Annotated in this window: 22 protein-coding genes; 6 read left to right on the top strand and 16 right to left on the bottom strand. The window is 66.8% G+C overall.

The window, feature by feature from the left end:
• From T8K17_RS02345 to T8K17_RS02325, 5 genes are all read right to left on the bottom strand, one after another.
• Positions 1 to 897 (bottom strand): cell division protein FtsX, encoded by an 897-nt coding sequence (locus T8K17_RS02345; RefSeq protein ID WP_322332900.1) that lies wholly within the window; start codon positions 895 to 897, stop codon positions 1 to 3.
• Complete coding sequence (gene ftsE, locus T8K17_RS02340; protein ID WP_322332899.1) at positions 894 to 1,640, bottom strand: cell division ATP-binding protein FtsE; 747 nt, start codon at positions 1,638 to 1,640, stop codon at positions 894 to 896. The genes T8K17_RS02345 and ftsE overlap by 4 nt, the downstream gene beginning before the upstream one ends.
• Before the next feature lie 126 nt (positions 1,641 to 1,766).
• Positions 1,767 to 3,662 carry a cobaltochelatase subunit CobT gene (gene cobT / locus T8K17_RS02335; RefSeq protein ID WP_322332898.1) on the bottom strand — a complete coding sequence of 632 codons (1,896 nt, stop codon included), beginning with the start codon at positions 3,660 to 3,662 and terminating at the stop codon, positions 1,767 to 1,769.
• A 21-nt stretch (positions 3,663 to 3,683) separates the two neighbouring features.
• The gene (cobS, locus tag T8K17_RS02330; protein WP_322332897.1) at positions 3,684 to 4,688 is read right to left on the bottom strand and encodes a cobaltochelatase subunit CobS; all 1,005 of its coding nucleotides are present in this window, start codon (positions 4,686 to 4,688) and stop codon (positions 3,684 to 3,686) included.
• A 70-nt stretch (positions 4,689 to 4,758) separates the two neighbouring features.
• Positions 4,759 to 5,328: a J domain-containing protein gene (locus T8K17_RS02325; protein WP_322332896.1), complete on the bottom strand. Its 570-nt coding sequence runs from the start codon at positions 5,326 to 5,328 to the stop codon at positions 4,759 to 4,761.
• Positions 5,329 to 5,406: 78 nt separating this feature from the next.
• Here T8K17_RS02325 and T8K17_RS02320 point away from each other — a divergent pair, with 78 nt between their 5' ends.
• Positions 5,407 to 5,676, top strand: a complete 270-nt coding sequence (locus T8K17_RS02320) for a BolA family protein (protein ID WP_322332895.1) — start codon at positions 5,407 to 5,409, stop codon at positions 5,674 to 5,676.
• 129 nt (positions 5,677 to 5,805) lie between these two features.
• Entirely contained in the window at positions 5,806 to 6,183 is a 378-nt protein-coding gene (locus tag T8K17_RS02315) for a ribbon-helix-helix domain-containing protein (RefSeq protein ID WP_322332894.1), read from the top strand.
• 43 nt (positions 6,184 to 6,226) lie between these two features.
• Here the strand turns inward: T8K17_RS02315 and T8K17_RS02310 are convergent, their stop codons facing one another.
• The 5 genes from T8K17_RS02310 to T8K17_RS02290 form a co-directional block, all read right to left on the bottom strand.
• A complete protein-coding gene (locus T8K17_RS02310; RefSeq protein ID WP_322332893.1) occupies positions 6,227 to 6,712 on the bottom strand; it encodes a tetratricopeptide repeat protein in 486 nt (161 codons plus the stop codon).
• A gap of 33 nt (positions 6,713 to 6,745) precedes the next feature.
• Positions 6,746 to 7,336 carry a glutathione peroxidase gene (locus T8K17_RS02305; protein WP_416153161.1) on the bottom strand — a complete coding sequence of 197 codons (591 nt, stop codon included), beginning with the start codon at positions 7,334 to 7,336 and terminating at the stop codon, positions 6,746 to 6,748.
• A complete protein-coding gene (locus tag T8K17_RS02300) occupies positions 7,329 to 7,985 on the bottom strand; it encodes a sulfite oxidase-like oxidoreductase (protein ID WP_322332892.1) in 657 nt (218 codons plus the stop codon). Before T8K17_RS02300 ends, T8K17_RS02305 begins: the two co-directional genes overlap by 8 nt.
• A 126-nt stretch (positions 7,986 to 8,111) precedes the next feature.
• On the bottom strand, positions 8,112 to 8,834 hold the full coding sequence (phbB, locus tag T8K17_RS02295; RefSeq protein ID WP_322332891.1) for an acetoacetyl-CoA reductase: 723 nt from the start codon (positions 8,832 to 8,834) through the stop codon (positions 8,112 to 8,114).
• 155 nt (positions 8,835 to 8,989) lie between these two features.
• Positions 8,990 to 10,168, bottom strand: coding sequence for an acetyl-CoA C-acetyltransferase (locus T8K17_RS02290; RefSeq protein ID WP_322332890.1), 1,179 nt, complete (start codon positions 10,166 to 10,168; stop codon positions 8,990 to 8,992).
• A 388-nt stretch (positions 10,169 to 10,556) separates the two neighbouring features.
• On the opposite strand from T8K17_RS02290, the gene T8K17_RS02285 reads away from it, so the two are divergent.
• Positions 10,557 to 11,852 (top strand): hypothetical protein, encoded by a 1,296-nt coding sequence (locus T8K17_RS02285; RefSeq protein WP_322332889.1) that lies wholly within the window; start codon positions 10,557 to 10,559, stop codon positions 11,850 to 11,852.
• 54 nt (positions 11,853 to 11,906) lie between these two features.
• Positions 11,907 to 12,521, top strand: coding sequence for a DNA polymerase III subunit epsilon (locus T8K17_RS02280; RefSeq protein WP_322332888.1), 615 nt, complete (start codon positions 11,907 to 11,909; stop codon positions 12,519 to 12,521).
• Here T8K17_RS02280 and T8K17_RS02275 read toward each other — a convergent pair.
• The 4 genes from T8K17_RS02275 to T8K17_RS02260 all read right to left on the bottom strand — a co-directional run bounded on the left by T8K17_RS02275 (position 12,518) and on the right by T8K17_RS02260 (position 16,155).
• Positions 12,518 to 13,075: a DUF421 domain-containing protein gene (locus tag T8K17_RS02275; protein ID WP_322332887.1), complete on the bottom strand. Its 558-nt coding sequence runs from the start codon at positions 13,073 to 13,075 to the stop codon at positions 12,518 to 12,520. The genes T8K17_RS02280 and T8K17_RS02275 overlap by 4 nt on opposite strands.
• 297 nt (positions 13,076 to 13,372) lie before the next feature.
• Positions 13,373 to 14,512: an alpha-hydroxy acid oxidase gene (locus T8K17_RS02270; protein WP_322332886.1), complete on the bottom strand. Its 1,140-nt coding sequence runs from the start codon at positions 14,510 to 14,512 to the stop codon at positions 13,373 to 13,375.
• Positions 14,513 to 14,570: 58 nt separating this feature from the next.
• Positions 14,571 to 15,728 (bottom strand): alpha/beta fold hydrolase, encoded by a 1,158-nt coding sequence (locus T8K17_RS02265; protein ID WP_322332885.1) that lies wholly within the window; start codon positions 15,726 to 15,728, stop codon positions 14,571 to 14,573.
• A complete protein-coding gene (locus T8K17_RS02260) occupies positions 15,649 to 16,155 on the bottom strand; it encodes a hypothetical protein (RefSeq protein WP_322332884.1) in 507 nt (168 codons plus the stop codon). Before T8K17_RS02260 ends, T8K17_RS02265 begins: the two co-directional genes overlap by 80 nt.
• A 227-nt stretch (positions 16,156 to 16,382) precedes the next feature.
• Between T8K17_RS02260 and phaR the strand changes: the two genes are divergently transcribed.
• Both phaR and T8K17_RS02250 read left to right on the top strand, forming a co-directional pair.
• Positions 16,383 to 17,126: a polyhydroxyalkanoate synthesis repressor PhaR gene (gene phaR / locus T8K17_RS02255; protein WP_322332883.1), complete on the top strand. Its 744-nt coding sequence runs from the start codon at positions 16,383 to 16,385 to the stop codon at positions 17,124 to 17,126.
• Positions 17,127 to 17,231: 105 nt separating this feature from the next.
• Entirely contained in the window at positions 17,232 to 17,654 is a 423-nt protein-coding gene (locus tag T8K17_RS02250; RefSeq protein ID WP_322332882.1) for a hypothetical protein, read from the top strand.
• Between the two features lie 169 nt (positions 17,655 to 17,823).
• Here T8K17_RS02250 and T8K17_RS02245 read toward each other — a convergent pair whose 3' ends face one another.
• Complete coding sequence (locus T8K17_RS02245) at positions 17,824 to 18,807, bottom strand: DUF2333 family protein (RefSeq protein ID WP_322332881.1); 984 nt, start codon at positions 18,805 to 18,807, stop codon at positions 17,824 to 17,826.
• Positions 18,808 to 18,955: 148 nt separating this feature from the next.
• Positions 18,956 to 21,661, bottom strand: a complete 2,706-nt coding sequence (locus T8K17_RS02240) for a TIGR02302 family protein (protein WP_322332880.1) — start codon at positions 21,659 to 21,661, stop codon at positions 18,956 to 18,958.
• Positions 21,662 to 21,678 lie beyond the last annotated feature (17 nt).

Here is a 21,678-nt window from a genome sequence, read left to right as displayed (position 1 = left end):
TCAGGCCATCCTGGCGAGGGCTGTCTGTACCGATACGCGCGCCGTCGCCATGGCGATGGCAGCGGTGACGGGGGGAAGAAGGATGAGGGCGAGCCATTCGACCCACCCGATGCGGACGAGCGCGGTGATGCTGGTCACCCCGACATCGCCCGGATCGGCGGACCACTGGCCGATACCGATCTGCAGGCCGACGATACTGGCCACGGCGAGCAGGGCGCCGGCGATGCCGCCGATCAGCGCGAGCCGGCCGGCGTGCCACTGGAACTGGCGGGCGATGTAGCGGTCCGGCGCGCCGATCAGGTTCAGGATCTCGATCTCCTCGCGGTGCACCGACAGGCCGGTGCGCACGGCGAAGATCACCGCCATCACCGCCGCCAGCAGCACCACCACGAGAATGCAGGTGCCGGCGATGGCGACCGAATTGCCCAGCGCCCGCGCCTCGGCCAGCCAGCGGCCGTGGTCGTCCAGTGTGGTCCCGGGCGCTGCATTGTCGAGCCGGGCGGACAGGCTGGCGAGGTCGACCTCCTGGCCGCGGTCGAGATGAAGGTCGATCAGCAGCGGCAGGGGCAGGGTCTCGGCCAGTTCGGCGCCGAGCCAGGGGGCGAGCAGGGCCGCCGACTGCTTCGGCGGCATCGGCTCGACCGAGGCGATCCCCGGGGTGACGCCCAGCAGGCGCAGGACCGCGTCCAGCCGTTCCTGCTGGCTCAGCCCGTCCACCGGCGGGATCTGCACGGTGGCGGCACCGGAGAGCCGCTCGTCCCAGTCGGCGACGAAGCCCCGGGCGGCCAGCGCCCCGACGGTCGCCAGGGCGGCGAGATAGACCATCACGGCCAGCAGGGCGGGCAGGAACCGGGTGGAGGAATCCCGTCCGAGCGCGAGGTCGGAATGCCCGATCATCGCGGATCCACCGCCGGCGGACGGGGGGCTGCCCGGGACGTCGCGGGTGCAGCGGTCCGCGGCGGCGGCTTGAGCAGGCTGGCCGGGGCGCGCCGGGTGATCCGGGCATCCTCCAGGTGCAGCCTGGGATGGTCGAACCGCTCGACCAGGCTCTCGTTATGGGTCGCGATGATCACGGTCGTACCCATCTTGTGCAGCTCTTCGAACAGGTAGAGCAGGCGCACCGCGATGCGGTCGTCCACGTTGCCGGTCGGCTCGTCGGCGAGCAGCAGGGCCGGGCGGCCGATCACCGCGCGGGCGATGGCGATCCGCTGCTGCTGACCGCCGGAGAGGGTGGCGGGCAGGGCGTCCAGATGGCCGGACAGGCCGACCCAGGCCAGCAGCTCCGGCACATGCTCGCGGATCAGCGACTCCCGCGTGCCGGCGATGCGCAGGGGCAGCGCGACGTTATCCAGGGCGGAGAGATGGGGGAGCAGGCGGAAGTCCTGGAACACGACGCCGATGCGACGGCGGAAGGAGGGGCGCTCCTTGCGGGTGACCTTGGCGATGTCGTGGCCGAACATGGAGACCTGTCCGGAGACCGGGCGGGTGGCCAGGTACATCAGGCGCAGCAGGGTCGACTTGCCGGCACCGCTGGCCCCGGTCAGGAAATGGAAGGATCCCGGCTCCAGGTCGAACGACACGTCGCGCAGGATGACGGGGCCCCCGTCATAGCGCATGAAGACGTTCTCAAATCGAACCACCGCGTCCCTCTGTCATTCGACAGTCTGAAAGTCGCGCGAGTGTGGCCCAAGGGCGTGGCGAAAGAAAGGCGTTGCCAAGGTCTTATGCGACCGAGGCTCCGCCGGGTCCTTCCGACATGCACGCGTTCAGAGGCGCGCGCCTGCCTTCGGCCGGCCCTTGGAAGCCCCGCCCTTGGAAGCGCCGCCCTTGGCGTCCTCGTCGAACAGCGAGGCGAGCTGCTCCATCATCGTGCCGCCCAGCTGCTCGGCGTCGACGATGGTCACCGCGCGCCGGTAGTAGCGGGTCACGTCGTGGCCGATGCCGATGGCCACCAGCTCCACCGGAGAGCGCGACTCGATGTACTTGATGGTGTCGCGCAGGTGCTTCTCCAGGTAGTTGCCCGGGTTGACCGACAGGGTGCTGTCGTCCACCGGCGCGCCGTCGGAGATCACCATGAGGATGCGACGCTCCTCCGGCCGGGCGATGATGCGGTTATGGGCCCACATCAGGGCCTCGCCGTCGATGTTCTCCTTCAGGATACCCTCGCGCAGCATCAGGCCGAGCGACTTGCGGGCCCGGCGCCACGGGGCGTCGGCCGACTTGTAGATGATGTGCCGCAGGTCGTTCAGTCGGCCCGGCCCCTGGGGCTTGCCCGAGGAGATCCAGCGCTCGCGCGCCGAGCCGCCCTTCCAGGCGCGGGTGGTGAAGCCGAGAATCTCGACCTTCACGCCGCAGCGCTCCAGCGTGCGGGCCAGGATATCGGCGGCGATCGCCGCGATGGTGATCGGCCGGCCGCGCATGGAGCCGGAATTGTCGATCAGCAGGGTGACGACCGTATCCCGGAAGTCCGTGTCCTTTTCCATCTTGTAGGACAGCGGATAGAGCGGCGCGGTGACCACGCGGGACAGGCGGCCGGCATCCAGCACGCCCTCGTCCAGGTCGAAGTCCCAGGACCTGTTCTGCTGGGCCATCAGGCGGCGCTGCAGGCGGTTGGCGAGCTTGCCGATCACGCCTTGCAGGTGGCTGAGCTGCTGGTCGAGCAGGGCCCGCAGGCGGGTCAGCTCGTCGGCGTCGCACAGGGTGTCGGCCTGCACCACCTCGTCGTATTCGGTGGTGAAGGCGCGGTAGGCCTGGTCCTGCCAGTTGCGGCCGTCCATGTTCGGATGCATGGGAGAGCCCGGATTGGCCGGTTCCTCGTCGCCGGAGCCCGGCTCGAGATCCATCTCCTCGGAATCCTCGCCTTCGGCACTCTCGTCGCCGGCCTGCATGTCCGAGGGGATGCTTTCGCTCTCGGTGCCGTCTTCGGTGGTGCCGCGGGTGCCGCCGTCGCTGGTCTCGTCGACGTCGCCGCCCTCGTCCTCGCCTTCGGCCTCGCTCGGGTCGTCGTCGGCCACGCCCTCGTCGCCGACATCCAGGTCGAGATCGGTGATCAGCTGGCGGGCCAGCTTGGCATAGGCGCCCTGGTCCTCGACATGCTTGACCAGTTCGGTCAGGTCGGCGCCGGCCTTGGACTGGACCCAGGGGCGCCACAGGTCGATCACCCGCTGGGCGCATTCCGGCGGCGCTTCGCCGGTCATCGATTCCCGCGCGATCAGTCGCATGACGTCGACCAGGGAGACGTCGTCCTTCTCCGCCCGGTCGAGGCCCTTGCGCTGGAAATTGTCGTCGAGCATGGCGGAGAGGTTGTTGGCGACCCCCTCCATCCGCCGCGCCCCGATCGCCTCGACCCGGGCCTGCTCCATCGCCTCGAAGATCTCGCGCGCCGCCTGGCCCTGGGGGGCGTAGCGGGCATGGACATCGTCGTTATGGTGCTTCAGGCGCAGGGCCATGGAATCCGCCTCGCCGCGCAGGCGGGCGAGGGCGGCCGGATCCATGTCCTTGGGCGGCGAGGGCAGGCGGGCACGGGTGCCCGCCGCCGTCGCATGTTCGGCGCCGTATGTGACCTCGAGCTCGACCTCGCCCGACATCGCCCGCAGGCAGGCCGCGGTGGAACGCTTGAAGTCCTCGAACGCCGGATCGTCGGGCGCGCGGTTGCTCCTCATGGGATTCCTCGCTGGCTGCGGTTACTCGGCCGCCTTGATGCCGAGTTCGGTGATCTCGTCGCCGAAGCAGCGCTGGTAGTATTCCGCCACGATCGTCCGCTCGACCTCGTCGCACTTGTTGAGGAAGGTCAGGCGGAAGGCCAGGTTCACGTCGCCGCCGAAGATGTCGGCATTCTCGGCCCAGGTGATCACCGTCCGCGGCGACATGACCGTGGAGATGTCGCCGGCGATGAAGCCGGCGCGGGTCAGGTCGGCGCAGGCCACCATCTTGGAGATCGTCTGCTTGCCTTCGTCGGTGGCGTAGGTCGGGCTCTTGGCGAGCACGATGTTCACCTCGGCGTCGTGCGGCAGGTAGTTCAGGGTGGTGACGATGTTCCAGCGGTCCATCTGACCCTGGTTGATCTGCTGCGTGCCGTGATAGAGGCCCGTGGTGTCGCCGAGGCCGACCGTGTTGGCGGTCGAGAACAGGCGGAAATACGGGTTCGGCGTGATCACCTTGTTGGTGTCCAGCAGGGTCAGGCGGCCGTCGACCTCCAGGATACGCTGGATGACGAACATCACGTCGGCGCGGCCGGCGTCGTACTCGTCGAACACCAGGGCCACCGGGTTCTGCAGCGCCCAGGGCAGGATGCCCTCGCGGAACTCCGTCACCTGCTTGCCATCGCGCAGGACGATGGCGTCCTTGCCGATCAGGTCGATACGGCTGACATGGCTGTCCAGGTTGACGCGGATGCAGGGCCAGTTGAGGCGCGCCGCCACCTGCTCGATATGGGTCGACTTGCCGGTGCCGTGGTAGCCCTGGATCATGACGCGGCGGTTGCGCGCGAAGCCGGCGAGAATGGCCAGCGTGGTGTCATGGTCGAACAGGTAGGAGTCGTCCTTGGCCGGGACGTACTCGCTCGGCTCACTGAAGGCCGGCAGTTCGAGGTCGATATCGAGGCCGAAAACCTCTCGGGCCTGGACTTTGATGTCCGGCACCATGAGGGGGTGGGCGGGCTTACGCTCGATGACGCTGTCGTTCGTCATGGACGAGATCCTGTCTCTCGGGAGTGGGGAGCCGATGCTCCACAGAAGGGATACCGTAGCTCTATGAGCCTTAACTTAGAAACCGACGCAAAGTCGTATAGGCCTCGTTGATACTTTTCAACCGTTCCTCCGCCGCCTTATCGCCGCCATTGGCGTCGGGATGGTGTTTTTTGACCAATTCCTTGTACCGGGCCTTGAGCCGCTCCAGCGTGAAGGGCGGCTCCAGACCGAGGATGGCGGCGGCCTTGCCTTCGGCGGTGTCGGCCGGCTGGCGTCGGCGCGACTGACCCTCCCCGCCTTCCTCGTCGTCGTCCATGAAGCCGAACGGGTCGTTGACCCGACGGCGCGGGCCCTGGCCCGGCTTCATGGTGCCGAACGGCCAGGAGGGACGGTTCCAGGTCGTGGAGTTGCGGATGTCCTCCTCGACCTCGTTGTCGCTCATGCCGTCGTAATAGTTCCAGGCCTTGTTGTACTCGCGGACATGGTCGAGGCAGAACCAGTAGTAGTCGTTCAGTCGGTTACGGGCTTTGGGCGCACGATGGGTGCCTTCCGCGCCGCAGCCGGGGCGGTCGCAGGCTCGCACCGCGGGTTTGCTCGGTGCGAAATCCTCCAGGAACGAGTCTGGATTTGCCTTCGGCATTCGTATGCCCATCTGCTCCGTAGGCGTGTAACAAGACCGGGTCTCCGACCCTAGCGTGCCCGAAAGGAAAGTCCAGCCATGACCATTGCCGAAATCATGCAAAACAAGCTGCAGACCGCCTTCTCGCCGACGGCCCTTGAAATCGTCGACGAATCCCACCTGCATGCCGGACATATGGGCGCGCGCCCCGAGGGCGAAACCCACTTCCGGGTCACAATCGTGTCCGCCGCCTTCGCCGGCGCCGGCCGCGTCCAGCGCCATCGCATGGTCCACGAGGTGCTGGCCGACGAACTGCGCGACCGGGTGCATGCGCTCGCCCTGCTCCTGCGCGCGCCGGAGGATGCGTGAGGACAACCGAAAATGGTTAACGAAAATAAATAACGTTTATTGGTTGCGGCGCTCGGGCACCCATGTCATTGCTACGTTGCGGGTAAAAGCCGCGCGTAAAATGCACGTTCCACGAGCGTAGAGTTCAACTTGTCCTCTGAGAACGATAAAACGTCGATCCTCGAGAGCCGAAACGTCACCGTCGGTAACAAGCGGACCAGCATGCGCCTGGAGCCGCAGATGTGGGACTCCCTGGAGAAGATCGCCAGGACCGAGGGCGTCACGATCAACAGCCTGTGCACCCAGATCGATCTGCGGCGCGGCCCTGTCGGCCTGACCTCGGCGACCCGCGTCTTCATCATCAGCTATTTCCGCCATCTGGTCCGTCAGCACGAGATGGAACGCGGGCTGACCGCTCCGGGTCTGGTCCCGCGGATCAACGGCCTCAAGGGCGCGTCCCTGGCCCGCTGGGTGCTCGACACCGTGGTCCCGTCCGAGGGCCTCGGCCGGGCCTCGCGGCGGGGATAGGCCGGCGGGATAGGCCGCCGGGGAGACCGCGCCGAAACCGGCCTCAGTTCGACAGCTTGGCTTTTTCGAATGCCGCGGCCAGCTGGTCCCGTTCCTCGCAGGTCTCCTTGTCCTTGCACAGGACGGTGATCCGATCCAGCAGGTCGCGCGCCAGTTCGGTGCGGCCGGTCTGCAGATACAGCTCGCCCAGATATTCCATCGCCTTCAGGTGCTCGGGGTCCAGGCGCAGGGCGTTGAAGTAGTATTCCTGCGCTTCGGCGAACTTGCCGAGCTTGCGGGTGGTGAAGCCCAGATAGTTCCAGGCGTCCGGGTCCTTCGGGTTGCGCTTCAGGGCCGCGTGCAGCAGCGGCTCCGCCTCGGCGAACTGCTCGGCCCAGACCATGGCGATGGCCCGCTCCAGCTCCGGGTCCTCCATCTTGGTCGGCTGGTCCGTCGGCATCGGCGCCATGGCACCGGCGGGAAGGATGACGGCCGGCGCCGCCAGGACGGTGAGGGCGAGGATCGAAGCCCGCAGAAGGGTGGCACGCATTATTGGACCTGCTGTTGTGACAAGGCGGTCGGTCTACCGGGGCAGCGCGTCTTCGATCGCCGCGATGGCGCTCGGATCGGTGGGCGACACCCGGGTCGGGATCGCCGCCACGAACCGGCCGTCCGGGCCGATCAGGTATTTGTGGAAGTTCCAGCTCGGCGCCTTGTCGGCCCCGCCGGCCTCGGCCGCCCAGCGGTAGAACGGATGCGCGCCGGCGCCGACCACCGTCTGTTTCTCGGTCATCGGAAAATCGACGGAGAAGTTGGTCTCGCAGAAGCTCTTGATCTCCGCCTCGGTGCCGGGCTCCTGGCCGCCGAAATCGTTGGACGGCACGCCGAGAACCACCAGGCCCCGGTCGCGATAGGTCTCCCACACTTTCTGCAGGGCGTCGTATTGCGGGGTGAAGCCGCAGCGCGAGGCGGTGTTCACCACCAGCACCGCCTTGCCGGCGAAGTCGCCCATGGACATCGGCTCGCCGTCGATCGAGGTGAAGCCGAACTGGTGGGCCGGTCCGGTGCCGGCGGGTTGGGGTGTGGCGGCCTGGGCGGTGGTGTCGTGTCCCATCAGGGCGGTCCCCATCAGCAGGATCAGCGCCGCGAAAGCGCCTCTGGTCCGTCTAAGCATAGCGCTGCTCCTTCCACGGGTCGCCCAGCATGTGATAGCCGCGGGATTCCCAGAACCCCTTGATGTCGCGCTCGACGAAGCGGATCGAGCGAATCCACTTCGCACTCTTCCAGAAATAGAGCGCCGGCACGACAAGGCGAACCGGTCCGCCATGCTCGCGGGTCAGCGGGGCGCCGTTCCAATGGGTGGCGATCAGGCTGTCCGGTTCGTGCAGGTAGTCGACCGGCAGGTTGGTGGTGTAGCCGTCATAGGACTTGATCAGCACGAACTTCGCTTCGTCCCGGGGCCGCACCTCGGCGATCAGGTCGCGGGTCGCCACCCCGGCGAAGGTGTCGCCCAGCCGCGACCAGGAGGTGACGCAGTGGATGTCGACCGTGCGCTCGCTCTGGGGGATCAGCGACAGTTCGGCATAGTCGAAGGTGGTCGGCACCTCGACCAGTCCCTCCACCTTTAACGTCCAGTCCTTCGCCGGGATGTTCGGGTGGGTGCCGAGATCCAGCACCGGCCAGTCGCGCACCAGATGCTGGCCGCGCGGCAGCATGCCGGCCGGCGCCTCGGGCTTGCCGAACTGCTTGTTCTCGCGCACCCAGCGCTCCTTCTCGGAGACCAGCTTGGCGCGTTTGGCGGCGATGCGGGCGTCGTCTGTCATGGCGGGGAATATACGACAGCACAGGGGCGGCGGCACGGGGGCGCCACGAAAACGTGATGGGCCGGAACGCGAACGGCCCGCCTCGCGGGGGAGACGGGCCGTCGCAAGCGGGCGGGAAGCCGCCGCTCAGTACATGTGCTGGCCGCCGTTGATCGACAGGGTCGAGCCGGTGATGAAGCCGCCCTCGTCGGCGGTGAGGAACACCACGCCGCGGGCGATCTCCGAGGCGTCGCCGAGACGGCCGACCGGGATGCGCGCCTTGATCTTGTCGAGCACGTCTCCCGGCACGGCCGCGACCATGTCGGTGTCGATATAGCCCGGCGCGATGGCGTTGACGGTGATCCCCGCCCGGGCGCCTTCCTGGGCGAGCGCCTTGGTGAAGCCGTGGATGCCGGACTTGGCGGCGGCGTAATTCACCTGGCCGTACTGGCCGGCCTGGCCGTTGATCGAGCCGATATTCACGATCCGGCCGAAATTGCGCGTCCGCATGCCCTCGATGACGTTGCGGCACATGTTGAAGCAGGAGCCGAGGTTGGTGTCGATCACCGCCTGCCAGGCGTCGTGGCTCATCTTGTGGATGGTGCCGTCGCGGGTGATGCCGGCGTTGTTCACCAGGATGTCGACCGGGCCGACCTCCTTCTCCACCTGGGCGATACCCTCCTTGCAGGCCTCGAAGTCGGAGACGTCCCACTTGAAGGCCGGGATGCCGGTGCGGGAGGTGAAGGCCTTCGCCCGCTCGTCGTTGCCGCCGTAATTGGCGGCGACCTTGCAGCCAGCGTCCTTGAGCGCGACGCAGATCGCCTCGCCGATGCCGCGGGTTCCGCCGGTAACCAATGCTACGCGTGCCATTCGTCCCTCCCTGTCCTGTTCCGGTCCTCGCGGCGTTGAGCAGCCGCGTTGGGTTTTGTGAGCGTCGACGGGCGCACCCCGTCCGTCAACGCCGTTGGTTCATCATGGTTGCACGGGAGGGCGCTATCGTCCCGCCCTCCGCGCAGCCGAAAAGGTCAGTCGCGCTCCACGCACATGGCGACGCCCATGCCGCCGCCGATGCACAGGGTGGCCAGGCCCTTCTTGGCGTCGCGCTTCTGCATCTCGTGCAGCAGGGTGACCAGCACCCGGGCGCCTGACGCGCCGATCGGATGGCCGAGCGCGATGGCGCCGCCGTTCACGTTGACCTTGGAGGTGTCCCAGGCGAGGCCCTTGTTCACGGCGCAGGCCTGGGCGGCGAAGGCCTCGTTGGCCTCGATCAGGTCCAGGTCGTCCTTCGACCAGCCGGCCTTCTCCAGGGCGCGCTGGCTGGCCGGGATCGGGCCGGTGCCCATGATCGCCGGATCCACACCGGCGGTGGCCCAGGACACGATGCGGGCGAGCGGGGTCACGCCGCGCTTGGACGCGTTGGCGGCGGTCATCAGCACCAGGGCGGCCGCCCCGTCGTTGATGCCCGAGGCGTTGCCGGCGGTCACGGTGCCGTTCTCGCGCACGAAGGCCGGGCGCAGCTTGGCCAGGGTCTCCGCGGAGGTGTCGGGCTTCGGATGCTCGTCGGTATCGACCACCGTCTCGCCCTTGCGGCCCTTGATGGTGACCGGCGCGATCTCGTCCTTGAACCGGCCGGCGGACATGGCGGCACCCGCCTTCTGCTGGCTGGCGAGCGCGAAGGCGTCCTGCTCGTCGCGGGTGATCTGAAACTTTTCGGCGACGTTCTCGGCGGTGTTGCCCATGTGGTAGCCGTTGAAGGCGTCCCACAGCCCGTCGCGGATCATGGTGTCGATCAGCGACAGGTCGCCCATGCGCTGGCCGGCGCGCAGGTACTGGGCGTGCGGCGCCTGGCTCATGCTCTCCTGGCCGCCGCAGACCATGACCTCGGCGTCGCCGAGCATGATCGCCTGGTAGCCCAGCGCCACCGTGCGCAGGCCGGACCCGCAGAGCTGGTTGATGCCGTAGGCGGTGCGCTCGACCGGGATGCCGGCGCCGATGGCGGCCTGACGGGCCGGGTTCTGGCCGGCGGCGGCGGTGAGGATCTGGCCCATCACCACCTCGTCGACCTCGCCGGCCTCGGTCTTGGCCCGCTCCAGCGCGGCGCGGATGGCGACCTCGCCGAGATAGCTGGCGGCGACGCTGCTCAGGCTTCCGTTGAATGCGCCGACCGGTGTGCGGGCGGCTCCGGCGATCACGACCTCGGTCATCGGGTCTCTCCTCCTGGATCGTCTCTTACGAGTTCTGCTCTTCAGACATACGTCTCGACTTTCGGCGCGCCCACGAGCCCTGGGCCGCGGCGCGGGGAATATCACAGACCGGGCGGTTAGGCCCGTGCGTTAAACATAAGCGCGGGGAGAGGGTGCCACAACCGGGAGGGGTGTGGGGTTGATGTGGATCAAGGGGGCGGCGATCCGACCCGGTTTTACGCTTTTCTCCGAGAAGGCGTGGCCAAAATTGAACCGGGTAGCGTATCCTTCTTGTCTGCAACCAACGCAAAGCGTAGTATTAATATGACAGATTACGCCAAAGGATAATGGGGTTTCGACCGGACAATACTAAACAAAAAATCACTCTATAAAAATAAAAGGACGAAAAATGATTTGGAATGAACTTGGATTTCGAGACAATCCTTTTAGTACAGATCCGGTTCCTGCTAATAACGAAGGTCTTCGCCTTTTGGTGGGCAGGAATTCTGAGTTACGTCGATTGAGTATAGCGATAACATCTTCAAATAACCACGCAACAATAGAAGGAGATAATGGTGTAGGCAAGACTAGTTTGGTCGGAGTTGCGGCGTATAAATTATTTTTGGAGCATCAGAGGGATTCTACTAAGCCACTGTATTTACCGATGCCGAGGGCTTTTCAAATATCTCCTGATGAAGATGCGGCGAATTTTTCGCCAAAATTCCTTTTTTCGCTTGCTCGATTTATTTCAGAGAACAGAGATTTAATTCAAAAACACCATAGTGGATTGAGGAACTTGGATAATATTAGCATGTGGTTAAACGACCCGATAATTTTAGGCGGTGGGGCCAATGTGAATGTTATGGGGAACGGAGGTGGCTTAAATGTCACGAGAAGCATTAATACTAGTTCAGGTTTTTCGCAGGGAGGATTAGACGCTCATTTGCGTGAAATCATGATGACAATTTTTCCATCACAAAGATCAGGTGGTGTTGTCTGTCTTCTTGATAATTTGGAACTTTTAGATAACTCCCAGAAGGCGAGATCGACGTTAGAATTGCTTCGGGACGACGTGCTATCTTTTCCCGGTGTAAAATGGGTGCTTTGTGGAGCGCGCGGTATACTTAGAAGTACGATTTCGACTCCAAGACTTCAGGGAAAACTTGCAGATCCAATAGAATTAAAGGCTCTATCCCCTGAAAATGTTACAAAAGTTATTGAAACTCGTCTAGATATATATAAAGAGCGAGACGACGCATATACTCCAGTCGAATCTGGTGGATTCAGTAGAATTTACCAAATTGCAAATCATAATTTGAGAATTGCACTTGGATTTTGTGAGGCATTTGTCCTTTGGTGTGCGGAAAGTGACAATCGGCCAGAAAACCCTGAAGATAAATTATTGTTAATTGATTCTTGGTTTGCATACGTTGCCCAGCAAGCCATGGAGAGCACACGGGATATAACGCCGCGTGCTTGGCAGCTTTTTGATGATATTTCAAAACTACCAGAGGGTTGTTCGCCAAGTGATTTTATAGAGTTTGGCTTTAACAACGGCCCAGCCATGCAGCCGCATCTTCGTCGCCTAGAGCAGGCTAATTTGATTCAAAGTGCTTCTGCAGAAACTGATCGGAGGAGAAAAATGATCAACCTAAGTCCAAGAGGGTGGATCGTGAGGTATTATCGAAATGATTATAAAATATAGATGTTATTTTCATCCTAATTAGACGGCCTTTGGATTTGGTCGAGGAGGGATAATGTGACCCTCTACCTCGTCACCGACATCGAGACCGACGGCCCGGAGCCGGCCGAGAACTCGATGCTGTCGCTCGCCACGGCCGCCTGTGCGCCGGGGCGGGGGATCGTCGGCACCTTCACCCTCAATCTCGCCCCGCAGCCGGGCCACGCCGCCTATCCGGAGACGGCCGCCTGGTGGCGGACCCAGCCGGAGGCCTGGGCGGCGGCCACATCCGATCCGGTGGCGCCGGGCGAGGCCATGACGCGCTGGGCCGACTGGGTGCGGGCGCTGCCGGCGCCGCGGATCTTCGTCGCCCATCCGCTCACCTTCGACGGCATCTGGGTTGACTGGTATCTGCGGCGCTACGTGGGGGTGCCGCTGAACCGGGGACCGCTCTCGGGCGAGGCGCTGTTCGCGCCGACCGCGCTGGACCTGCCGAGCCTGATCGCCGGGCGGCTCGGCCGGGACCCGGCCACCCTGCACGAGAAGCGCTACCCACCGGAATGGCTCGGTGCCGTGCCGCACAGCCACCGGGCGATCGACGACGCGGTCGGCTATGCCCACCTGTTGCTGCGAGTGCTGGCGATGCCGGTGGCGTCTGAGGTGGGCGCGGGACCGGGGACCGGAGCGCCCTAGCGTTTCACCCCGACCGGCGGCAACGCATCGCCGCCCAAATCTCCGTCCGCCGGATCCCCGTCGGGCCGGTCGGGGCTCGGACGGCCGATCACGCTGACCTTGCCGTCGGTTTCCATGATCGCCCAGCCGACCGCGTCCATATGGGTGTGGCCGGCGGCGCGGATGGCGTTGCGGACTTCCGCCTCGGTGACGCGCTCGCGCCGCAGGGCGGTGTGGAGGACGACGCCGTCGCGCACCAGGACGGTCGGCTCGTTCTTGATCAGGCCGGCGAAGGCCGGGAAATGGTAGGACGCCTTGGTCAGGATCCACTGCAGGCCGATCAGCAGCAGCATGGCCAGCACGGTCTCGGCGATGCTGATGTCCTTCGCCAGGATGCCCGACGCGGCGAGCGACCCGAGGCTGACGGTGACGATCCAGTCGAAATTGTTCATCTGCGACGTGGTGCGCTTCCCGGAAATCCGCACCGAGACGATGATCGCCAGATAGAGCAGCGGCGCGGTGATCAGGACGCGCGCGAGGTCGGCCGGCGAGTCGAAAAAGACGGGCTGGTCCATGGGTTCCGCTCCCGAGGGTTGGGCGCGGACCCTAGGCGTGCGGCAGCGGGGCGGCGAGGACTATCGGTGACGTCACAGACGGTCCGAGCGACTGTCCTTACGAGCCGACGTCCCGGAACACGTGCTAGCCGACGTCCCGGACGGCGCCCGGACCTGATCCGGGAGGCGATCCGGGATCGTGCCCCGGCGTCGATCACAGGGTCCTGGATCGGCCCCCGCCCCGGCTCAAGGCCTGGGCCGGGGATCCGTCCAGGAAGTCGATAATTCAGGGATGAAGGGAAGAGCCGGGCGGCCCTCTCAATACGTATAGTCGTCCTCGGCCAGCAGCGGGTACTGGCTCCACACATGGGCCGGCTCGACGGCGGTGGTGTAGCTGATGTACCGCCCGTCGATGTCGTCGAAGGAGTTCAGGCCGAGCAGGCCGAGATCGATGCGGACCTCCTCCTCCAGCAGCTCCAGCACCCGCACCACGCCGGCCGCCCCGCCGGCGGCGAGGCCGCAGCACAGCATCCGGCCGATGCCGACCACGTCGGCGCCCAGCGCCCGGGCCTTGATGATGTCGGAGCCGCGGGTCACGCCGCCGTCGACCGCGATCTTCGCCCGGCCGGCGACCGCGTCGACCACTTCCGGCAACGCGTCCAGCGCGCCCAGCCCGTGGTCGAGCTGGCGGCCGCCATGGTTGGAGACGAAGACCATCTCGGCCCCGTGCTCGACCGCCATGCGGGCGTCCTCGGCGGTGGCGATGCCCTTCAGGATCAGCGGGATGTCGTGGGTCTTCTTGAACCGCTCCACGTCCTTCCAGTTCAGCGCCTTCTGGAACTCCATGCCCGGCACCTGGCGCCAGGGCTTCACGAAGCGGTTGGCCATGTCGCGCTCGCGCCGGCTGTACCAGGCGCTGTCGACGGTGATGGCGAAGGACTGGTAGCCGTGGTCGACGGCGCGGGCGACGATGTCGTCCAGCCAGGCGTCGTCGCCGCGCTTGTACAGGCAGAACACCTTGGTGCCGCCCTCGATCTTCGCCACGTCCTCCAGCGGCACGGTGCCGACCGAGGACAGGAACAGCGGCACGCCGTAATGGGAGGCGGCGCGCATCGCCTGGACCGGGCCGTGGGCGGCGAAGCTCTCCAGGCTGCCGACCGGGCAGAGCACCAGCGGCAGGGTGACCTTGGTACCGAGGAAGTCGCCGGACGTGTCGACCTCGCGCATGTCGCGCAGCACCCGCGGGCGGAAGCCGATCTTGTCGAAGGCCAGCCGGTTGCGCTTGACCGTGGTCTCGCTCTCGGTGCCGCCGCGCATGTAGTCCCAGGTGTTGCGGTCCAGGTTCACCCGGGCGCGCTTGACGATCTCGTGCAGCACGTGGAACTCGTCGCGCACCCGGTCCAGATCGGCTTGCGGGATGGCGCCCAGATCGGGGGCGGCGGGGGTGGCGTCGTTCATGGTCGGTCTTCCTCCCGGAGGCCCTTTGGCGGGCGATCGTTGATCTCGTCTCGTTTCTTCAGCCCGGCATCGTTTCGGCGAGCCAGGTATGCAGGGTCGTCCAGGCCCGGCTCGGCGCACCGGCGCTGACCACCATGCCGATATGGCCCAGCGCCACATCGGCCCGGGTGGCGTTCGGCAGGCGGTCGGCCAGGGCGCGGGCCGAGGCGGGCGGGACGATGCGGTCGCGCGCCGGGATCATGGCGAGGGCCGGCACCGTCACCTGTTCCGGAATAACCGTCCTCCCGGCAATCCGCCAGTCCCCGATTGCGGGGGTGTTGCGGCCGTACCAGTCGAACAGCGCCTCTCGGGCCACCGGGGCGGCCAGCGGTACCCCGTCGTTCAGCCAGTCCTCCAGGGCGACGAACTCGGCCGCTTCCGGCGTGGCGGCGTCGGTCGCGCCGAAGCGCAGGAATTTGTTGATCACCAGCAGCGGGTCCAGCGCGAAGAACAGCGCCTGGATCCAGTCGGTCGGCAGCCAGCCCAGGGTCTCTATGGCGCCGGACAGCCAAGGTTCGGCCATCGGCAGGGAGGCGGCGATCGGCGGCGCGTCGGCGGCGAAGTCGAACGGGGTGGCGAGCAGCAGCAGTCCGGATATGTCGCGCGGCCGGCGCTGGGCCAGGGCCACGGCCAGCAGCCCGCCCATGCAGTAGCCGAGCAGGGCGGGGCGGGTTCCGGTGATGGTGAGGACGGCCTCCAGCGCCGCCTCCAGCCGCCCGGCGACATAGTCGGTCAGGGTAAACCGCCGCTCCGCCTCGCCGGGAAAACCCCAGTCCACCAGGAACGGCCGGTAGCCGCGCCGGGCCAGGTCGCGCAGCAGGGAGCGCTCCTCGGTCAGGTCGAGCACGTAGCCGCGGTTGACCAGGGAGGGCACGACCAGGATCGGAATGCCGTCCGGCGCCGCCCCCGGTACGCTCCCATAGTCGAGCAGCAGGGAGCTTCCGTCCTTCCAGCAGACGGCCGGTTCGGCGACGGTGCGGCGATAGGGGTGGTGGCGGTAGCGCTCGATCCCGGACAGGAAGCGGTCGAGGCGGCGGCGGACCTCCTCCTCCATCGCGCTCTCGAAGCTCTCGGGCGCGGGGGCGGGGCCGGGTCCGCTATGACCGGCGGCCGCTGCGGCTCTTGCCGCCTCCAGGGCGTCGAGCTGGGCCTTCAGGCTCGCCGCCGTCTCGCTCAAGCCGTTCTTCCAGTCGAGCGATCCGTTCTTCCAGGCGACGGAGCTCGCGTAGGATGAGAGCCAGGTCGTCGCCGCCGCGCTCAGATACAGGGGCAGCGGGCGCGGCCCCGGCCGTGGGGCGTCCCTGCTGCTTCCGATACCGTTCGCTGTCGCCGTCATGGCCGGCACTATAAGGCGAAGCGGCCGCAGATGAAGAGGCAGCAGCGGCGCCGGGTCCGTAGCCGGGCTGCAGCCCGTCGGCCATCGGCCGCGCCGGCGGAGCGGCGAAGCCCTGGCCGGTCCACAGGGCGGTCCAGCGGCGCATCGCGTCGGTCACTTCCGGATCGGTCGCCATTGCCTGGACCTGGGATTGCCACAGATCCATGAACCGGCGCGCCAGGTCGCCGGCGTCGGGCGGTGGGGAGGAGCTGTCGGCGGAATCGGTCATTTGCGGTCATGTCATGCGGTGCGGTCCGGGCGGCGCAGTATCACATGCCGGTTCCGATGGGCCAAGGGCGGGGGATACCCCTACCTAAGGTACAGGCTTCCGCGCCGCCACACGCGGCAAGGTCGGGAAATTGCACGGATTCCGGACATCATCGTTGCAAAGCACAAACGGGCGGCGCAGTGTTAAAAGAAACCCAAAGAACTGAACCGAGGGTGGGACAGCAGGCCATGACGGATAGTTCCAAGACAGACGCCGGCAAGAAGGCGACCCGGACCCCGGTCCGCAGATCCGCAGCGGCGAAGGCCTCGACGGTCGGCCGGCGGTCGGAGGCGGAGGACGGCTCCGGTGCGACCGGTGGCGCCGAGCCGATCACCATCAAGAAATACGCGAACCGGCGGCTCTACAACACGGCGACGAGCAGCTACGTCACCCTCGACCACCTGTGTCAGATGGTGAAGGATGGCGTGGAGTTCGTGGTCTACGACGCCAAGACCAGCGAGGACATCACCCGCGCGGTTCTGACCCAGATCATCGTCGAAGAAGAGGCCAAGGGGCAGAACCTGCTCCCCATCGGCTTCCTGCGCCAGCTCATCAGCTTCTACGGCGACAACCTGCAGATGGTGGTTCCGGGATATCTCGAATCCTCCATGGCCGCGTTCTCCCAGAACCAGGAGCGGATGCGCAACTACATGCAGGAAGCGTTCGGCGGCATGTACCCGTTCGGCTCGATCGAGGACATGACCAAGCGCAACCTGACGATGCTGGAACAGGCGATGTCCATGTTCACCCCGCCGGGCACCGCCCCGGGGGCGGCGGCGCCGAAGCCGGAACCGGCGAGCGCCCCGGCGCCGACGGGCGAGGACACGGCGGCGGCGGTCCGCCAGCTCCAGACGCAGCTCGAGATCCTTCAGCGGCAGCTCATGGATCTCGGCACCGGCGGCCTGGGCAAGCGGGACAGCAATGAATCCTAACGTGGTTAACGGGTTTTAACCTTCGATTTGAATCCACACACGGGTTTTCTCTTAACAAATCTGCGGTAGACTGGCGCTGTCGATCCCTGATGGAGGCCGGACCTCATGGTCTCGCCCGTCGACGGCCCCGGCCCGCTGCCGGCCAGCTACCTCCCCGTGCCGACGGGCGGACGCGCCGTCGTCCCCTATGTGCGTGCCGAAACCGATCGTGTCCAAGCCGGTGAGAGTGGCCAGCGGCGCCCGGATCGGACCGGCGGCGACGCGGTGGCCGTCCCGGTCACCGGCAGCGAGCCAAGGCCGGAGAGCCGGGGCAATCCGTTCCTCGAGCGCGGCGAGGCGTTCCGCCGTCCGCTCCTCGCCAGCAGACCGGCCGCGACCTTCCTCGCCCAGTCCTTCGCCCAGGACGGCGACGCGGCGAGCCGCACCGGCAGCGCCGAGGCGGCCCGGCGCTATCGCTCGGTCCAGGAGACCGTGGACAGGGATACCGCCCGTCGGACCGGGCCGCCGGGCGTGGATGTGGTGACCTAGGGCCTTTCTTCTTCACACCTTCCCTCCAAACCGACTTCCTGGACGGCCCGCAGGGCCGATCCAGGATCGTGTTCCGGCGTTGGTGCCAGGGTCCTGGATCGGCCCTGCGGGCCGTCCAGGAAGTCGGGAAAGAAAAAGGAGATAGCGGAAGAGCGGCCGAAGCCGCTCCCTACTTCAGCAGAATATTCGTGATCTCGCGCAGCTGGGTGCGGGCGCGCAGCAGGTAGAAGCCCTGGACCGCCAGGTGGCTCGGGAAATAGGCGCCGTCGGGCGCGCCGTTCATCACCACCACCGGATCGAGAATGGCCGCCTGGTTGAGCGACTGCATCATCTGGTCCCAGGCCGGGCGGAGCTGGCGGTCCTTGATCACCCCGTCGAAGTCGCGGCCGAGCTCCCGCAGCACGATGGCGTAGCCATAGAGCCGCCCCTTCACCCCGTAGAAGATGTCGTCGACCTTGGTGTCGACCAGCAGCGGCCGCGGCTTGGCCAGATGCTGGTCCAGGGTCGCCGAGGCCGAGCCGAGGTCGGAGGCGATGCGGTCGAGGGTGGCGATCAGATTGTCCGAGCGGCGCTCGAAGATCGCCTGGCCCGCCGCCAGACGCTCGTTATAGGCCTTGAGCGCGCGCGCCGCCGCCCGGTACTGGCTTTCCGAGGCGGGCGTCGGCAGGAACGACGTGGAGAGATCGAAGATCCAGACGTTGCCGGGGTATTTCAGCAGGCCCGCCGCCCGATCCAGATCGGCGTCCACCTCGGACGACCCTCGGGTCCGGCCGATCTGGTCGGCCAACTCGATGGTGAAGCGCGACAGGGCGTAGACGATGCCCTGCTGGTAGTTCGGCGTGTTGTCGAGCAGGGCCGAGGGATAGAAGAACGGATCGTTGGCCGTCCAGAAATGGGTATCGACCTCGCGCTCGATCAGCGCCGCCGTGACCGCCACCGAATGGCTGCCGCCCTCCGGCTCGTTGATCGCCTGGAAGTTCGGATCGTCGTCGATGCTGTGCATCGCCACGGCGCCGATCAGGTAGTACAGGACGATCAGGACGGCCAGGACGATCAGGGTATAGCCACTGAACCGCGCAAATCCGCGGCCCGGCAGGAAGCGGTGTTTGGGAGCCGAGTACTCGTCGTCCCAGTCGACTTCCGGTCGTGCCATATGCCTGCCCCTTCGCAGATCGATCCCGTTTCCAAGGTAAACACATAGGAAGCGGGGGCGGTTCTGTCATCCTCGGCGATCGCCGGGCAGACGCGGCCCATCGACACGCCGCATGCCCGACGGCGCGCCGGATCGGCGCGGCGCAGCTTCAGAAGCGCTTCAGCAGGCGGTCGATATAGTCCAGTTCCTGGGCCGGCCGGTCGCGCTCGCCGGAGCGCCGGCGCAGCTCGTCGAAGATCCGTCGCGAGCGCAGCAGGTCGCTCTCCGCCGGAATGCCGTGGCGGGTATTGCCGTCGGTGGCGTAGCCCTGGCTGTCGTCGCTGTCGTTGTTCAGCGGATCGCGGATCTGCCCGTCTTGGGCGCGGCCCTGGGCGCCGGGCGTGGGGGCTGCACCGCCGCCGGCCTGCTGCTGTTGCTGCATCGCCTCCGACAGCGCCTGGGCGCCGTCCTGAAGGGCCTCGATGGCGTCCCCCTGCGGGCCCACCGCGTCGCCCGGCTGGCTCTGGCCCAGGGCGTCGCTGGCCCCCTTCATCGCCCGCTCGGCCTGACCGAAAGGCTGCGGGATCCGGCCCATGCCCTCGCCCAGCTTGCGCATGAACTCGCCGAGCTGCCGGCGCAGCTGCTCCTGCATCTGGGCGAGCTGTTCGGCGCTCATGCCTTGAGGCGACTGACCCTGGCCGTTCTGGCCCTGCCCGTTCTGGCCCTGGCCGGGACGCTGGCCCGGCTGGCCCTGTTCGCCGCGCTGGCCCGGCTGCTGTCCGGGCTGGCTGCCGAAGGGCTGGTTGCCCAGGTTCTGCTGGCCCCGGTTGCCGAACTGCTGCTCCTGCTGGTGGTTCTTGAAGGTCTCGTCCATCAGCCGCTGCTGCTGCTCGGCCAGATCCTGGAGCTGGCGCATCATCTCGCGGGCGGCGAGCTGTTCCGGCGACATCATCTGCGGCCGTCCGGCACGCAGGTTCTCCATCAGCTCGCGGAGCTGGGAGAGCATCTCGCGCGCCGCGTCCTTGGCGCCGGCCTGGGCCATTTCGCGGGCCCGCTCCAGCATGTCCATCAGGTCCTGGCGCTCGATGATGCGGTTCGGGTCGACCTCCTGCATCTGCTCGGCGTTCTGCTCGCCGTTGCGCATCATTTCCTGCATCTGCTCGGCCATGGCCTGAAGCATCTTGTCGATGGCCTGGCGCAGCTCGTCCATGAGCTTGTCCAGTTCGGCCTGATCGACGCTGTCCTCGGCCAGCAGGTCCATGATCTTGCGTTCGATCTCCCGCAGCTCGCGCTCGGCGAGGGAGAGTTCGCCGTCCTCGACCCGCAGGGCGGTGTCCCAGAGCAGCTTCTGGACGGCCTCGACCATTTCCGGGCTCTCGTCGTTCAGGACGAGGCGGCCGGCGGCGGTGCGCAGGGCCAGAAAGGTGACGAGATCCTCGAAATAGTGATGCGGCCGCACGGCGATGGACATCAGCACCTGGGCGATGTCGTCCTTCTCGCCGGGCTCGGTGGTCAGGCGCTTGCGCTGCTCGATGATGGCCTGGGCGACCGGATGGGTGAACTGCCGCTCCGGCAGGATGATGGTCAGAGGCTCGCTGAGCCCCTCCTGGCCGATGGCGTCGCGGGCCACCAGGGTGATCCGCACCGGCTGTCCGGCCCAGGGATGGGGGGTGAGGTCGTGGTAGTCCTTGGCGTCGACGGCCTCCGGCGCGGAACCGGGCAACGACAGCGGTAGGACGATCGGGGCCTCGCTGGCCACTTCGGACAGGCTGTCGAGCCGGTCGATCCGCGCCTCGACCGCGTCTAGTCCGTAATCGTCGGACGCGGCGAAATGGATCATCAGCGCCGCCCGCTCGGTGGCGGCCGGCGGTTCCGCCATGGAGACGGTCGGCTTCAGGTCCGGCACGACGGTGATCGTCCACCCGGCAAGGTCGTCGCCGTCCTGGCGGATGGTCAGCGCGGTCCCCGCCTCAATGGGCATCTCGATCTGATGGGCGCGGGTGCCGACGGTCTCGAACGGGCGGACGGTCTCGCGCGCCTGATCCCCTTCGCCCTCGGCGACGGCCAGTTCGGGCGTGCCCTCTCCGCCGTTCACCTTGGCGAGCAGGACGGAGCCGACCGGGACGGCGAGACGTTCGGGCGGTGTCTCGGCGGCAGGCGCGGCACCGCCCTCCTGCGTCTCCACGGCGCGTGCCAGCAGCATGGGGACGCGGCCGGTATAGGCCGGCGGGTTGATCCAGACGTCGAGAGTCGGCGGTGCCGCCGCATAGGGCGACCGCAGATCCGGCTGGAAGGCCTGGGCGATCCGCTGGCCGGGATTGCCGGCGGCTATGGCGAGGCCGAGCACCAGGGCGAAGGCGAGACCGGCCCGCAGGCCGTAGCGGTCCAGCCGGGCCATGCTCGGTTCCGGGGCGCCGACCTTCAGACCCTTCAGGCGGGCCGCCTCGCGTTTGAGATGGGCGCGCCAGATGGCGAGGCCCATGTAGTTCGCCTCGTCCGCCGGACGGTCACCCAGGCTGCTGAGCGGCCGGTGGGACAGACCGCTGTCGCGCTCCAGCCGGCGCACCGCGTCCGCATGGGTCGCGGGCTGCCAGCGCTGTGCCCCGCGGCGCAGGCTCCACAGGAAGGCGGCGCCGAGGGCGACCAGCAGCGTCAGGTGCCCCCAGCCATAGGTCAGGTCGCCGATCCATCCCGGCACGCCGATAAGCGCCAGCGCGATGAACAGCGTGGCGATCACCAGGGGCGGCCACAGCGACGGCCATAGCCGCTCCCAGCCCAGCACAGCCTTGGCCAGAGCGAGCTTGGCGGCAAGCACGCCGCTCGGGTCGGCACCTTCTTTGAACGTCGACCGGTCCGGCGTCTGCGGGTTGCGCACCACGGGTCTCCACCATC

This window comes from Thalassobaculum sp. OXR-137 (genome assembly GCF_034377285.1).
GTDB lineage: Bacteria > Pseudomonadota > Alphaproteobacteria > Thalassobaculales > Thalassobaculaceae > Thalassobaculum.
The sequence above is the reverse complement of the archived record's forward strand: the minus strand, read 5'-3'. Positions and strand labels throughout refer to the sequence as shown.

Excerpts from the sequence above, each read along its gene's own strand:
- T8K17_RS02305 (WP_416153161.1), bottom strand. The coding sequence starts at position 7,336 with ATGCTTAGACGGACCAGAGGCGCTTTCGCGGCGCTGATCCTGCTGATG.
- T8K17_RS02285 (WP_322332889.1), top strand. The coding sequence starts at position 10,557 with ATGATTTGGAATGAACTTGGATTTCGAGACAATCCTTTTAGTACAGAT.
- phaR (WP_322332883.1), top strand. The coding sequence starts at position 16,383 with ATGACGGATAGTTCCAAGACAGACGCCGGCAAGAAGGCGACCCGGACC.
- T8K17_RS02260 (WP_322332884.1), bottom strand. The coding sequence starts at position 16,155 with ATGACCGATTCCGCCGACAGCTCCTCCCCACCGCCCGACGCCGGCGAC.
- cobT (WP_322332898.1), bottom strand. The coding sequence starts at position 3,662 with ATGAGGAGCAACCGCGCGCCCGACGATCCGGCGTTCGAGGACTTCAAG.
- T8K17_RS02275 (WP_322332887.1), bottom strand. The coding sequence starts at position 13,075 with ATGGACCAGCCCGTCTTTTTCGACTCGCCGGCCGACCTCGCGCGCGTC.
- T8K17_RS02320 (WP_322332895.1), top strand. The coding sequence starts at position 5,407 with ATGACCATTGCCGAAATCATGCAAAACAAGCTGCAGACCGCCTTCTCG.
- T8K17_RS02300 (WP_322332892.1), bottom strand. The coding sequence starts at position 7,985 with ATGACAGACGACGCCCGCATCGCCGCCAAACGCGCCAAGCTGGTCTCC.
- T8K17_RS02310 (WP_322332893.1), bottom strand. The coding sequence starts at position 6,712 with ATGCGTGCCACCCTTCTGCGGGCTTCGATCCTCGCCCTCACCGTCCTG.
- T8K17_RS02270 (WP_322332886.1), bottom strand. The coding sequence starts at position 14,512 with ATGAACGACGCCACCCCCGCCGCCCCCGATCTGGGCGCCATCCCGCAA.
- T8K17_RS02250 (WP_322332882.1), top strand. The coding sequence starts at position 17,232 with ATGGTCTCGCCCGTCGACGGCCCCGGCCCGCTGCCGGCCAGCTACCTC.
- T8K17_RS02290 (WP_322332890.1), bottom strand. The coding sequence starts at position 10,168 with ATGACCGAGGTCGTGATCGCCGGAGCCGCCCGCACACCGGTCGGCGCA.
- phbB (WP_322332891.1), bottom strand. The coding sequence starts at position 8,834 with ATGGCACGCGTAGCATTGGTTACCGGCGGAACCCGCGGCATCGGCGAG.
- T8K17_RS02245 (WP_322332881.1), bottom strand. The coding sequence starts at position 18,807 with ATGGCACGACCGGAAGTCGACTGGGACGACGAGTACTCGGCTCCCAAA.
- T8K17_RS02325 (WP_322332896.1), bottom strand. The coding sequence starts at position 5,328 with ATGCCGAAGGCAAATCCAGACTCGTTCCTGGAGGATTTCGCACCGAGC.
- cobS (WP_322332897.1), bottom strand. The coding sequence starts at position 4,688 with ATGACGAACGACAGCGTCATCGAGCGTAAGCCCGCCCACCCCCTCATG.
- T8K17_RS02345 (WP_322332900.1), bottom strand. The coding sequence starts at position 897 with ATGATCGGGCATTCCGACCTCGCGCTCGGACGGGATTCCTCCACCCGG.